This window comes from Staphylococcus sp. HMSC034C12, assembly GCF_001835895.1.
In the GTDB taxonomy this organism is placed as follows: Bacteria; Bacillota; Bacilli; order Staphylococcales; family Staphylococcaceae; genus Staphylococcus; species Staphylococcus hominis.
On record NZ_KV826323.1, the window covers coordinates 18,228 to 32,377 of the forward strand.

General features: G+C 31.9%; 10 protein-coding genes and 2 pseudogenes. All 12 read left to right on the top strand.

Features of this window, described 5'->3' with window-relative positions:
* Positions 1-5: 5 nt before the first annotated feature.
* The 12 genes and pseudogenes from truB to HMPREF2629_RS05415 all read left to right on the top strand — a co-directional run bounded on the left by truB (position 6) and on the right by HMPREF2629_RS05415 (position 14,130).
* Positions 6-923, top strand: coding sequence for a tRNA pseudouridine(55) synthase TruB (gene truB / locus HMPREF2629_RS05365; RefSeq protein WP_048762395.1), 918 nt, complete (start codon positions 6-8; stop codon positions 921-923).
* Positions 924-940: 17 nt separating this feature from the next.
* On the top strand, positions 941-1,912 hold the full coding sequence (ribF, locus tag HMPREF2629_RS05370; protein ID WP_002448787.1) for a riboflavin biosynthesis protein RibF: 972 nt from the start codon (positions 941-943) through the stop codon (positions 1,910-1,912).
* A 110-nt stretch (positions 1,913-2,022) separates the two neighbouring features.
* Positions 2,023-2,292 (top strand): 30S ribosomal protein S15, encoded by a 270-nt coding sequence (rpsO, locus tag HMPREF2629_RS05375; RefSeq protein WP_017174614.1) that lies wholly within the window; start codon positions 2,023-2,025, stop codon positions 2,290-2,292.
* Positions 2,293-2,428: 136 nt separating this feature from the next.
* Positions 2,429-4,525, top strand: a complete 2,097-nt coding sequence (gene pnp, locus HMPREF2629_RS05380; protein ID WP_048762396.1) for a polyribonucleotide nucleotidyltransferase — start codon at positions 2,429-2,431, stop codon at positions 4,523-4,525.
* 205 nt (positions 4,526-4,730) lie between these two features.
* Positions 4,731-6,404, top strand: coding sequence for a ribonuclease J2 (rnjB, locus tag HMPREF2629_RS05385; RefSeq protein ID WP_070813194.1), 1,674 nt, complete (start codon positions 4,731-4,733; stop codon positions 6,402-6,404).
* Positions 6,405-6,740: 336 nt separating this feature from the next.
* A pseudogene (locus tag HMPREF2629_RS11350) lies at positions 6,741-7,614 on the top strand (cell division protein FtsK); the annotation flags it as partial.
* A gap of 104 nt (positions 7,615-7,718) precedes the next feature.
* A pseudogene (locus tag HMPREF2629_RS11355) lies at positions 7,719-9,164 on the top strand (DNA translocase FtsK); the annotation flags it as partial.
* Between the two features lie 2 nt (positions 9,165-9,166).
* Entirely contained in the window at positions 9,167-9,883 is a 717-nt protein-coding gene (locus tag HMPREF2629_RS05395) for a GntR family transcriptional regulator (protein ID WP_048762400.1), read from the top strand.
* Between the two features lie 93 nt (positions 9,884-9,976).
* The gene (yfmF, locus tag HMPREF2629_RS05400) at positions 9,977-11,176 is read left to right on the top strand and encodes an EF-P 5-aminopentanol modification-associated protein YfmF (RefSeq protein WP_371089566.1); all 1,200 of its coding nucleotides are present in this window, start codon (positions 9,977-9,979) and stop codon (positions 11,174-11,176) included.
* The gene (yfmH, locus tag HMPREF2629_RS05405) at positions 11,176-12,462 is read left to right on the top strand and encodes an EF-P 5-aminopentanol modification-associated protein YfmH (protein ID WP_048679827.1); all 1,287 of its coding nucleotides are present in this window, start codon (positions 11,176-11,178) and stop codon (positions 12,460-12,462) included. Before yfmF ends, yfmH begins: the two co-directional genes overlap by 1 nt.
* 2 nt (positions 12,463-12,464) lie before the next feature.
* On the top strand, positions 12,465-13,169 hold the full coding sequence (gene ymfI, locus HMPREF2629_RS05410; protein ID WP_019835106.1) for an elongation factor P 5-aminopentanone reductase: 705 nt from the start codon (positions 12,465-12,467) through the stop codon (positions 13,167-13,169).
* Between the two features lie 118 nt (positions 13,170-13,287).
* A complete protein-coding gene (locus HMPREF2629_RS05415) occupies positions 13,288-14,130 on the top strand; it encodes a DUF3388 domain-containing protein (RefSeq protein WP_002448864.1) in 843 nt (280 codons plus the stop codon).
* The last annotated feature ends 20 nt before the right edge of the window (positions 14,131-14,150 follow it).

A 14,150-nucleotide genomic window follows, 5' to 3' on the forward strand; every position in this document is an offset into this window, starting at 1 on the left:
AAAAAATGTACAACGGTATATTACCAGTGTATAAAGAACGTGGTTTGACCAGTCATGATGTTGTATTTAAACTTAGAAAAATCTTAAAAACTAAAAAGATAGGTCATACTGGAACATTAGATCCTGAAGTTTCAGGTGTACTACCTATCTGTATAGGGACAGCAACTAAGGTGAGCGACTATGTCATGGATATGGGAAAATCTTATCAAGCAACCATTACATTAGGTGAAAGTACGACAACTGAAGATCAAACTGGAGAAGTAATAGAAAAAGTAAATATATCATCGAATACGATTACTTCTATAGAAGTTGATCGTGTTTTAGAAGAATTTAAAGGAGTAATAGAGCAGATTCCTCCAATGTATTCCTCTGTAAAAGTAAATGGAAAAAAATTATATGAATATGCTAGAAAAGGAGAAACTATTGAACGGCCAAAACGACAAGTTAAAATTGATGAAATTGAACGAATATCTGATTTAACATTTATAGAACAAACATGTCATTTTGATATAAAAGTAACGTGTGGAAAAGGTACCTATATCAGAACGTTAGCAACAGATATTGGCAAAGCTTTAGGCTATCCTGCTCATATGTCGTTGTTAACTCGTATAAATTCGGGTGGATTTAATATAAATGAAAGTTTATCACTTGAAAAAATTTCTGAATTACATGAGCATGAAACATTACAACATTATCTATTTCCTATAGAATATGGTTTGAAAAGTTTACAATATGTAGTCATTGATGATGACACTTTAAAGTATAGAATCTTAAATGGTCAAAAACTCCTAAAAAAAGATTTTACTCTATCATTAGAAAAGCAATTTGTGTTTATTGATAAGATAAGTGAAAAAGCATTAGCCATTTATGAACATCATCCTGACAAAATTAACGAAATAAAACCTAAAAAAGTATTTAATTAAAGGAGCCTTTGATTGATATGAAAGTGATAGAAATAACACATCCAATACAAAATGAACAACTCATAAAAGAAGATGTTGCAATGGCATTTGGTTTTTTTGATGGTATGCATCGTGGTCACAGTAAAGTATTTGAAGCATTAGATATACGTGCAAAAGAAAAAAATTTAAAAAAGGCAGTAACAACATTTGATCCGCATCCATCAGTAGTATTAAATCCTGAACGTAAACGTACAGATTACTTAACGCCACTATCTGATAAATTAGAAATGATAGAACAGCATGATATTGATTATTGTATTGTTATCAATTTCTCATCACGTTTCGCTAACGTCACAGCTGAAGAGTTTATCAAAGACTATATTATTAATAATCATGTTAAAGAAGTTGTTGCAGGATTTGATTTTACATTTGGTAAATTTGGTAAAGGAAATATGGCCGTGTTAAATGAAATAGATGAATTTAATACTACAATAGTCGGTAAATTAGATTTAGATTCTGAAAAAATTTCAACAACATCAATTAGACAAGCGTTACATGAAGGCAATCTACAAAAAGCTAATGATGAATTAGGGTATTTATATCGAATTAAAGGCACAGTTGTTCAAGGAGAAAAAAGAGGTCGAACAATCGGTTTTCCAACAGCTAATGTCCAACCTAGCGATGATTATGTCCTTCCTAAAAAAGGGGTATATGCGGTAAGTATTGAAATAGGTGCCGAACACAAAATATATCGTGGGGTAGCTAACGTAGGTGTTAAGCCGACATTTCACGATCCATCTAAAGCAGAAGTGGTGATAGAAGTAAATATTTTTGATTTTGAAGAAAATATTTATGGAGAACGTGTAATCGTATATTGGCACCATTATTTAAGACCAGAGGTAAAATTTGATGGTATAGATGCTTTAGTAAGTCAAATGAATGACGATAAAGAACGTGCAAAATATCTTTTAGCAGTTGATTTTGGTGATGATGTATCGTATAATATCTAAAGTTGAGTTTTCGAAAAACTTATTACTATTGAATCCTTTATCTTGGCAGGTTGAAACTCCGACGCCTTGCTCAGATTAAGGTGTAAACAAAAATTAGGAGGAATTTAATTATGGCTATTACTCAAGAACGTAAAAATGAAATTATTAAAGAATATCGTGTACACGAAACAGATACTGGTTCACCAGAAGTACAAATCGCTGTTTTAACTGCAGAAATCTCTGCATTAAACGAACACTTACGTGAACACAAAAAAGATCACCATTCACGTCGTGGATTATTAAAAATGGTTGGTCGTCGTAGACACTTATTAAACTACTTACGTAGTAAAGATATTCAACGTTACCGTGAATTAATTAAATCATTAGGTATTCGTCGTTAATTTTAAATATATTGAAGGGAAAGCACCATTTAGATTGGTACTTTCCTTTTTTTGTATTTTTATCATAAACACTAATATAAAAATATATAAATAAATGATATGATGTAAGTATTAGATTTCAGAGAGGAGATTCATAATGTCTCAAGAAAAGAAAGTGTTCAAAACTGAATGGGCTGGAAGATCGTTAACGATTGAGACAGGTCAATTAGCGAAACAAGCTAATGGTGCAGTTTTAGTACGTTATGGTGATACTGTTGTATTATCTACAGCAGTTGCTTCTAAAGAGCCACGTGATGGTGATTTTTTCCCCTTAACAGTTAACTATGAAGAAAAAATGTATGCGGCTGGTAAAATTCCAGGTGGATTTAAAAAACGCGAAGGTCGTCCTGGAGATGAAGCGACACTTACTGCACGTTTAATTGATAGACCAATTAGACCATTATTCCCTAAAGGTTATCGACATGACGTTCAAATTATGAATACTGTATTAAGTGCGGATCCAGACTGCTCCCCAGAAATGGCAGCAATGATTGGATCGTCAATGGCATTGAGCGTGTCTGATATTCCATTCCAAGGACCAATTGCCGGTGTAAATGTAGGATATATTGATGGAAAATACGTGATTAATCCAACACTTGAACAAAAAGAAGTATCTCGTTTAGATTTAGAAGTTGCTGGTCATAAAGATGCTGTAAATATGGTTGAAGCAGGTGCGAGTGAAATTACAGAACAAGAAATGCTTGAAGCGATTTTCTTTGGTCATGAAGAGATAAAACGCTTAGTTGCTTTCCAAGAAGAAGTTGTTGAGCATATTCAACCTGTAAAAAAAGAATTTATTCCTGTTGAACGTGATGAAGAATTAGTACAACGAGTAAAATCTTTAACGGAAGAAAAAGGATTAAAAGAAACTGTATTAACATTTGACAAACAACAACGTGATGAAAATTTAGATGCACTTAAAGCAGAAATCGCTACTGAATTTGTAGACGAAGCGGATCCAGAAAATGAGTTGCTTATCGATGAAGTATATGCGATTTTAAATGATTTAGTAAAAGAAGAAGTTCGTCGATTAATTGCAGATGAAAAAATTAGACCTGATGGACGTAAACCAGATGAAATTCGTCCGCTTGAATCAGAAGTTGGTTTATTACCACGTGCACATGGTTCTGGATTGTTTACCCGTGGACAAACTCAAGTATTATCTGTACTTACTTTAGGAGCATTAGGAGACTATCAACTTATTGATGGATTAGGACCTGAAATTGAAAAACGTTTTATGCACCACTATAATTTCCCTAATTTCTCAGTAGGTGAAACGGGTCCAGTGAGAGCGCCAGGTCGTCGTGAAATTGGTCATGGTGCACTAGGTGAAAGAGCGCTTAGATATATCATTCCTGACACTACAGAGTTCCCTTACACAATTCGTATTGTGAGTGAAGTATTAGAGTCAAATGGCTCATCTTCACAAGCTTCAATTTGTGGATCAACATTAGCGTTAATGGATGCTGGTGTGCCTATTAAAGCTCCAGTAGCTGGTATTGCTATGGGTCTTGTCACTCGTGAAGATAGTTATACAATTTTAACTGATATTCAAGGTATGGAAGATGCTTTAGGTGATATGGACTTCAAAGTTGCTGGAACTAAAGAGGGAATTACTGCGATTCAAATGGATATCAAAATTGATGGTTTAACACGTGAAGTGATTGAAGAAGCTCTTGAACAAGCTCGTCAAGGTCGTTTAGCAATTATGGATCATATGTTACAAACAATCGATCAACCACGTAGTGAATTAAGTGCATATGCACCTAAGGTAGAAATTATGCATATCAAACCTGAAAAAATTCGTGATGTCATTGGTCCAGGTGGTAAAAAAATTAATGAAATTATTGACGAAACTGGCGTTAAGTTAGATATTGAACAAGATGGCACTATCTTTATTGGCGCTGTTGATCAAGAAATGATAAATAGAGCTCGAGAAATTATTAATGAAATTACCCGCGAAGCTGAAGTTGGCCAGGTATACCATGCAAAAGTTAAGCGTATTGAAAAATATGGTGCTTTTGTAGAATTATTCCCAGGTAAAGATGCTTTATTACACATTTCTCAAATTTCTAAAGATAGAATAAATAAAGTTGAAGACGTTTTAAAAATCGGTGATACGATTGAAGTTAAAATTACAGAAATTGATAAACAAGGCCGTGTAAATGCGTCTCATAAAGTTTTAGATGAATAAATGAATGAAGTTAAGGTTAGGACAAAATGAAGTCCTAACCTTCTTTATATATATAAAGAATGATTTTATGAAAGTATATATTTTTTTATTAAAGGTCTTTTACTCCTTAGTTACAACACACTTTAATAGTGTACATCCTTCGTAAATTAAATTATAATAAATTATGAGTTTATATGGACGGGAATTAATTATAGGAGGTAACATTTTGAGTTTAGTAAAGAAAAAGAATGACGATATTCGCATTATTCCACTTGGGGGCGTAGGCGAAATCGCTAAAAATATGTATATCGTCGAAGTAGACGATGAGATGTTTATGTTAGATGCAGGATTAATGTTTCCTGAAGATGAAATGTTAGGAGTAGATATTGTTATTCCTGACATCCAATATGTAGTAGAAAACAAAGATAAATTAAAAGGGATATTTTTAAGTCATGGTCATGAACATGCAATTGGTGCAGTGAGTTATATTTTAGAGCAAGTTGATGCACCAATTTATGGATCAAAACTTACTTTAGCTTTAGTTAAAGAAAGTATCAAAGAAAGAAATATAAAGAAAAAAGTACGATATTATACTGTAAATCATGATTCAGTGATGAGATTTAAAAACGTCAATATTACTTTCTTTAATACATCACATAGTATTCCAGATAGTTTAGGTATCTGTATTCATACTTCACACGGTTCAATTGTATATACAGGTGAATTTAAATTTGACCAAAGTTTACAAGGGCATTATGCTCCTGATATGAAACGCATGGCTGAAATTGGAGAAGAAGGTGTTTTTGCTTTGATTAGTGATTCAACTGAAGCAGAAAAACCTGGTTATAATACTCCAGAAAATGTCATAGAATCGCATATTTATGATGCATTTGCTAAAATAAAAGGACGCTTAATTGTTTCATGCTATGCATCGAATTTTATTAGAATTCAACAAGTATTGAATGTTGCTAGTAAATTAAATCGTAAAGTATCTTTCTTAGGAAAATCTCTTGAAAGTTCATTTAATACTGCACGCAAAATGGGATATTTTGATATTCCTAAAGATTTATTGCTTCCAATCAATGAAGTTGAAAACTATCCTAAAAATGAAGTCGTTATTATAGCAACAGGTATGGAAGGCGAACCTATTGAAGCGTTGAGTCAAATGGCCCAACATAAACATAAGATTTTAAATATTGAAGAGGGCGATTCAGTTTACTTAGCCATCACTGCTTCAGCAAATATGGAAGTTATTATAGCCAATACGTTAAATGAACTTGTTCGAGCAGGTGCACATATTATTCCAAATAATAAAAAAATTCATGCCTCTAGTCATGGTTGTATGGAAGAATTAAAAATGATGATTAATATTATGAAACCTGAATACTTTATTCCTGTTCAAGGTGAATTTAAAATGCAAATTGCGCATGCAAAATTAGCAAATGAAGCAGGCGTTGCACCTGAAAAGATTTTCCTTGTCGAAAAAGGGGATGTGATTCATTTCGATGGCTCACACATGGTATTAAATGAAAAAGTAAATTCAGGTAATATTCTCATCGATGGCATAGGTGTAGGAGACGTTGGAAATATTGTGTTAAGAGATCGTCATCTTCTTGCAGAAGATGGTATCTTTATTGCAGTAGTAACATTAGACCCTAAAAATAGACGTATAGCTGCTGGACCTGAAATTCAATCACGCGGATTCGTTTACGTACGTGAAAGTGAAGAATTAATGCAAGAAGCGGAAGATAAAGTTCGAGAAATTGTGGAAGCTGGACTACAAGAAAAACGTATAGAGTGGTCTGAAATTAAACAAAATATGCGCGACCAAATTAGCAAGCTTTTATTCGAAAGTACAAAACGTCGCCCAATGATTATTCCAGTTATTTCTGAAATTTAAAAGATATACATTTAATAAAGAGGTCGGGACAATATCACTTTTATAAAATAATTAAAAATATAAACGTTTATCATTCTTATTTATAGATTCATTGATGTATTAAATTGAAAGTATATAAAAGATAAGACATTTACCCTAACTTTTATAGTGAACTCTATAATTTTAAAAGATGATTTGACTCATTTATTTTTAATTATTTAAAAATGGGCTTAAGAGTCTATGTGATACATATTGTCTCAACCTCTTTCATACTTTTAACTCTAAAACATAACTTACATTTTTTTATATTTTTGAAAATGTCATTATTATAATTAAAAATAAAAGAAGGTGTAACATTTGCCACGAACTAAGAAAAAAACAACGACTAGAAAAACCAATTCAAAGACGAAAACGAAAGCACGCCAAACTAAAAAGAAAAAGCAACAAAAAACAGATAGTTCTATAAGGTATATTATTGCTATTGTAATTGTGATTATATCTATTTTAGGAATATTTCAATTAGGGCTTGTTGGTAGAATGATTGATAGCTTTTTCAATTATTTATTTGGCGCAAGTCGTTACCTTACATATATTTTAGTAAGTTTAATTACGATTTATATTGCAATGCAAAGACATTTTCCAAAAACACGTCGTACATTCGGTCTCATTTTATTACAATTTGTATTACTGATTGTTTCTCAACTCATTTATTATTTTTCTAAAGGAGAAGTTGCGAAAAGAGAACCGGTATTGTCTTACGTCTATAAATCTTATGAACATACTCATTTTCCAAATTTCGGTGGAGGTATTATAGGCTTTTATTTATTAAAATTATTTGTACCTTTAATCTCTATTGCTGGGATTATCATTGTGACTTTGATTTTACTGATATCGAGCTTTATCCTATTACTAAAATTACATCATAGAGATGTGGCGAGAAACACAATTGATTATTTTAAACGTTCTACTCAGAGTGCCTCATCTACTTTAAAAGAAAAAAGAGAAGCAAATAAAATTAGAAGAGAAGAACGATTACGTGAAAAAGAAGAACAGCGTCAAGCATTGGCACACCAAAGAGAATTAGAAGAACAACAAAGGAAAGATGAAGTCATGAAAGATGTGAGTGACTTCCCAGAAGTGAAACAGCAACATGAAGATATTCCTATATATAGCCATCATGCAGCAACGGATGAAGAAAAAGTACGATCTAAACGTAAAAAACGTCAATTTGACATAGACCATCAAGATAAAGAACCTACGCATGTGTCTGCGTCAAATTCTATGAAAAAAGATAAAATAAAACACGTTTCTAATGATGACGATACGAATAATAGTTCGATCATAGAAGCAGGAGAAGTTGGCAATGTAGCCTATCACATTCCTCCTTTATCATTACTTAAACAGCCAACAAAACAAACGACAACTTCAAGAGCTGAAGTACAACGTAAAGGTCAAATATTAGAATCAACCATGAAAAATTTTGGAGTTAATGCTAAAGTGACTCAAATTAAAATTGGACCGGCTGTCACTCAATATGAAGTTCAACCAGCTCAAGGTGTTAAAGTAAATAAAATCGTTAATTTACATAATGATATAGCTTTAGCACTTGCTGCGAAGGACATTCGTATTGAAGCGCCTATACCTGGACGTTCAGCTGTAGGCATTGAGGTTCCAAATGATAAAATTTCTTTAGTTACGCTAAAAGAAGTTTTAGAATCTAAGTTTCCAGCAAAAAATAAATTAGAAGTCGGTTTAGGACGAGACATCTCCGGAGAACCAATGACTATTGAATTGAATGAAACACCTCACTTATTAGTGGCTGGTTCTACAGGTAGTGGTAAGTCAGTATGTATCAACGGTATTATTACGAGCATTTTATTAAACGCTAAGCCACACGAGGTAAAATTAATGTTAATTGATCCTAAAATGGTAGAATTAAATGTATATAATGGTGTTCCACATTTATTAATACCTGTAGTAACAAATCCTCATAAAGCATCACAGGCATTAGAGAAAATTGTAGCTGAAATGGAACGTCGTTACGATTTATTTCAACATTCGTCTACTAGAAACATTGAAGGATACAATCAATTTATAAGACGTCAAAATGAAGAACTTGATGAAAAGCAATCAGAACTTCCTTATATCGTTGTCATTGTTGATGAATTAGCAGATTTAATGATGGTGGCAGGAAAAGAAGTTGAAAATGCAATACAGCGTATCACACAAATGGCCCGTGCAGCCGGTATACATTTAATTGTAGCAACACAACGTCCTTCTGTAGATGTTATCACGGGGATTATTAAAAATAATATCCCTTCAAGAATTGCATTTGCTGTAAGTTCACAAACAGACTCTAGAACAATCATAGGCTCTGGAGGAGCAGAGAAATTATTAGGCAAAGGCGACATGCTTTATGTTGGTAATGGTGAATCCACACAGACACGTGTTCAAGGTGCATTTTTAAGTGATCAAGAAGTACAAGAAGTTGTAAATTATGTAGTTGAACAACAAAAAGCAAATTACGTAAAAGAAATGGAACCTGATGCTCCTGTAGAGAAATCAGAAATGAAAAGTGAAGATGCACTATATGATGATGCATACGCTTTTGTAATTGAGAAACAAAAAGCAAGTACGTCGCTTTTACAAAGACAATTCAGAATTGGATATAATCGTGCATCAAGATTAATGGACGATTTAGAGAGAAATAATGTTATTGGTCCACAAAAAGGCAGTAAACCAAGACAAGTTTTAATAGATTTTGAGAATGAAGAGGTGTGAGTATGACTGAATTGAACTCAGTTTTTAAAGTAAAAGAATATATTTTTAAAAAAATAAAAAATCATTCTTTAAAACCTGGTGATAAACTTCCTAGCAATTTATCTATTGCTAGAGAAGTTAACGTTAAAACAGATGATGTCTATGAAGCGATTGGAGAACTTATTATTGAACAAGTTTTAACTGATAATTTTGAAGAAGGAACAAGTATAAAGGCTCTACAGCCCTTTTATTATCCTTTAAATAAATTATTTAGTATTAGTGAAATGATTAAAAAAGCGGGATATGAAGCAAGTACAGAATATTTGAGTTTAGAGCAGCAACCCGCTTCTTTATTAGATGCAAAAATGTTAGATATTGAAGATAAGCAGCCTATAACAATTATTGAAAGACTACGTACTGCGAATCATCATCCAGTTATTTATTGTTTAGATAAGATTGCTGAACATCATTTAACTTGTACCGAATATCAAGAAAGTGATGGATCGATGCTTAATGCAATTGAACTTAATACTGGGCATAAGGTAGCTTCTGCTGAAACTGAAATTGAAGCAATCAGTTATGAACCTCATATTTCTAGCATATTGAATGCTGAACCACATGAGGGATTAATGTTATTAAAGGTTGTCCATTATGATGAAATGGGTAAACCTATTTTATACTCATTAAATTATATAAAAAGTAGCCTAGTGAAGTTTAAATTAACACGCACAAAAATTTAATAACAGGTAAAGGAGTGATTGATTATTTTGAAACAATATACTAATCATCAAATACATATTGATATTCTTCCAACTGAGAAATTTAAAACAACGATGATCACATTTAAATTTATGGCACCACTTGATTACGAAACAATTACTGCTCGTTCATTACTAAGTAAAGTATTGGTTCGTGCCACAAAAAAATGGCCAACAGATAAATCATTTAATAAACAATTATCAGAGCTTTATGGAGCTTATATTAATAGCTTTGTTTCTAAATTTAAAGATAAACATGTCATTACTATTTCTTTAGAAATTGTAAATGAACGTTATCTTAAAGATACTACACCATTATTTGAAAAAGGTTTGAATTTATTAAAAGAAGTCATCATGAATCCACTTGTTGAGAATAATTCATTCAACTCTACATTTGTTACTCAAGAAAAATCATTATTACATAAAAAAATAGAAGCGATGATTGACAATAAAGCGCAATATTCATTTATTAATTTATTAAAATATATGTTCAAAAATGAAGCTTATCGTTATTTAGCTATAGGTCAAATAGAAAATATTGCGCGTATTACAAATGAAAGTTTGTATGATACATATAAATCTATGATAAATAATGACATGTGTTCAGTGTATGTAGTGGGAAATGTAAATGAAAAAGAAGTTACATCACTCATAGAAAATTCATTTAGTCTTAGCTCAACGACGTTTGACTTTAATCATAATGTAAATACTGACTGTACCGACCAATCTACTGAAACAATCATTGAAAAAGATACCGTTGACCAAGCTAAATTAAATTTAGGTTATCGTTTTCCAACTCATTATGGAAACGAAGATTACTATGCACTTGTCGTATTAAATACTATGTTTGGCGGTGATCCTTCTTCAGTACTATTTAATGAAGTACGTGAAAAACAAAGTCTAGCTTATTCTATTCATTCGCAATTAGATGGAAAAAATGGCTATTTATTTGTATTAAGTGGTGTATCTGTTGAAAAATACGATATTGCAAAAACTACAATTATTGAAGAATTCGAGAAGTTTAAAGTAGGAGATTTCTCTGAAGAAAAATTAGCATTAGCTAAAAAAATTATCATTTCACAACGACAAGAAATTGCAGATAGACCTAAAGGTATTATTGAAGTCATGCAAAATCAACTACTTTTAAATCAGCCTCAATCAGATAAAGAATACATGGAATTAATTAATAAAGTGACTAAAGAAGATGTCGTTAAAATGGCAAATCAAGCCTATTTAGATACGATATATGTATTAACGAAGGGAGGTCAATCATAGTGCAAGAACAATATTATGAATTAATTGATGAACGCGTCTATAAACATGAACTAAATAATGGATTACGCTTATTTGTAATTCCTAAAAAAGGATTTCAAAAAACATATGTGACCTATACAACTCAATTCGGTTCGTTGGATAATACATTTAAACCTCATCATAAAGATCAATATGTGACTGTACCAGATGGAGTAGCACATTTTTTAGAGCATAAGTTATTTGAAAAAGACGATGATGAAGATTTATTTACTGCTTTTGCCAATGATAATGCTCAAGTCAATGCATTTACAAGTTTTGATCGTACGAGTTATTTGTTTAGTGCAACTGATCAAGTTGAACGAAATATTCTACGTTTACTTGATATGGTGGAAACACCCTATTTTTCAAAAGAAACAGTAGACAAAGAAAAAGGGATTATTGCTGAAGAAATTAAAATGTATCAAGAACAACCAGGATATAAAATTATGTTCAATACATTACGCGCAATGTATCATCATCATCCAATTAAAGTAGATATTGCAGGTAGTGTTGAGAGTATTTATAGTATCACTAAAGATGATTTATACTTATGTTATGAAACGTTTTATCATCCATCCAATATGGTATTATTTGTCGTAGGAGATGTGGATCCTAAACGTATTTGTAATGTTATTGAAGAACATGAAAATCGTCGTCATAAAACAAATCAACCTTCTATTCAAAGAGGAGCAATAAAAGAACCAAATGAAGTAGTTCAATCATTTGTATCTGAAAAAATGAAATTACAGTCTCCACGTTTAATGCTAGGGTTTAAAAATGAACCTTTGGATGAAGCCCCTGAGAAATATGTTCAAAGAGATTTAGAAATGACTTTATTTTTTGAACTCGTATTCGGTGAAGAAACAGATTTCTATCAATCTCTTCTTAATGATGATTTAATTGATGATTCATTTGGATATCAATTTGTTCTTGAACCTACTTATAGTTTCTCAATTATTACAAGTGCTACTCATGAACCGGATCAATTAAAGGATAGGTTACTTACTGAATTAAAGAAATATAGAGGAAACTTAAAAGATTCAGAAGCATTTGAATTATTGAAGAAGCAGTTTATTGGTGAATTTATCTCTAGTTTGAATTCCCCAGAATATATTGCAAATCAATATGCAAAATTATATTTTGAGGGTGTAAGTGTATTTGATATGTTAGATATTGTAGAAAATATTACTTTAGATAGTATTAATGAAACTGCCAAACAATATCTAAATATTGACCGTCTTGTTGATAGTCGCTTGGAGATAGATTAAATATGAAGGCATTAGTATTTGGTGGTTCTGGTAGTATTGGTAGTGCGATTGTAGATCGTTTATTAAAAGAGGGATATGAAGTAGTACTTCAATATTATCAATCTGATATCTCATCCTTAGAAAAAAAGTATAAAGGTGAAGCCGTAGAATTCATTCAAATGGATTTGACTCATGATATTGATTTAAATGATATATTTAGTCATATAAAACAGTTAGACTGTTTAATTTATAGTAGTGGTACATCATTATATGGCATGCTACAAGATATGAAAGATAAAGAGATAGATGAATGTTATCATATTCATGTCAAACAGTTGATTCGATGCTGTCGATATTTCATAGACCTATTGAGAAAAAGTACAAATGGTAGAATTATTGTTATCTCATCAATTTGGGGCGAGACGGGAGCAAGTATGGAAACTATTTATTCAGCAATGAAAAGTGCTCAAATTGGATTTGTAAAGGCCCTCAGTCAAGAGCTAGCATTGACGAATGTCACTGTGAATGCTATAGCACCTGGTTTTGTTTCAGGACGTATGGCTAAAGCATTCAGTGATGAAGACAAAGCAGTTATCTTATCTGAACTACCACAACAAAGAATGATAGCTCCACAAGAAGTAGCACATGTGTGTGCTTATTTATGCCATCCTAATGCTAAGAGTATTACAGGAACAGTCCAAAAGGTTAATGGTGGTTGGTATATTTAAAAAGTATCCTAAATTTTAAATGCAGATTTGACGATTCGTTTTTTATAATCAATGATATAATAAATTTAATTATATAAGGGGAATATTTCAAATTGTATTTAAACAAGGGGTTGGTTAGATGACTGTTGCTAAAAAAAAGGAATGGTATTTAGAATACGAGATAATTGTTAATCGGGCTGGACTTTTAGGCGACGTATCGAGTTTACTTGGTATGTTAGGAATTAGTATTATTACTATAAATGGTGTTGATCAAGGGCGTCGTGGATTACTTATTAAGACAGATAGTCTTGAAAAAGTCACACGTTTTGAAAATATCATTCATGAATTGAAAGAAATAGAAATAACAAAGTTAAGAATTCCAGAGTTACGTGATCGTTTAGCAGTGCGTCATGGTCGCTATATTGAACAAGATGCTGGTGACAAAAAAACATTTCGTTTTGAACGTGAAGATTTAGGTTTACTTGTCGACTTTTTAGCAGAATTATTTAAAGAAGATGGTCATAAATTAATAGGTATTAGAGGGATGCCTCGTGTTGGAAAAACAGAATCGATTGTCGCAGGTAGTGTCTGTGCGCATAAACGATGGCTATTTATAAGTTCAACATTAATTAAACAGACAGTTCGTAGTTCTCTTATAAAAGGTGAATATGATGCTAATCATGTTTATATTATTGATGGTGCGGTAACTGCTAGAGAAACAAATCCTAAACATCAACAGTTAGTTGAAGAAGTGATGACTTTACCGTCAATAAAAGTAGTTGAGCATCCAGATTTATTTATAGAAACAAATCAATATAGCATCGATGATTTTGATTATATTATCGAGCTACGTGAACATGAGAATCAAAAAATTGAATATGATCACATGAAACAACAAGTTAAACAACAAGCAATTAAAAGCAAAAACACATTAGATTTTGGAGAAGATGTGTTTGGCGGTGGCTTCGGTTTTTTTGAGTAATGAAGGTGGAGGCGTCAAAA

What these genes read in the sequence shown, in the direction of transcription:
- HMPREF2629_RS05395 (WP_048762400.1), top strand. Translation starts at nt 9,167, where the DNA reads ATGACTGAATTGAACTCAGTTTTTAAAGTAAAAGAATATATTTTTAAA.
- yfmF (WP_371089566.1), top strand. Translation starts at nt 9,977, where the DNA reads ATGATCACATTTAAATTTATGGCACCACTTGATTACGAAACAATTACT.
- ymfI (WP_019835106.1), top strand. Translation starts at nt 12,465, where the DNA reads ATGAAGGCATTAGTATTTGGTGGTTCTGGTAGTATTGGTAGTGCGATT.
- HMPREF2629_RS05415 (WP_002448864.1), top strand. Translation starts at nt 13,288, where the DNA reads ATGACTGTTGCTAAAAAAAAGGAATGGTATTTAGAATACGAGATAATT.
- ribF (WP_002448787.1), top strand. Translation starts at nt 941, where the DNA reads ATGAAAGTGATAGAAATAACACATCCAATACAAAATGAACAACTCATA.
- pnp (WP_048762396.1), top strand. Translation starts at nt 2,429, where the DNA reads ATGTCTCAAGAAAAGAAAGTGTTCAAAACTGAATGGGCTGGAAGATCG.
- rpsO (WP_017174614.1), top strand. Translation starts at nt 2,023, where the DNA reads ATGGCTATTACTCAAGAACGTAAAAATGAAATTATTAAAGAATATCGT.
- truB (WP_048762395.1), top strand. Translation starts at nt 6, where the DNA reads ATGTACAACGGTATATTACCAGTGTATAAAGAACGTGGTTTGACCAGT.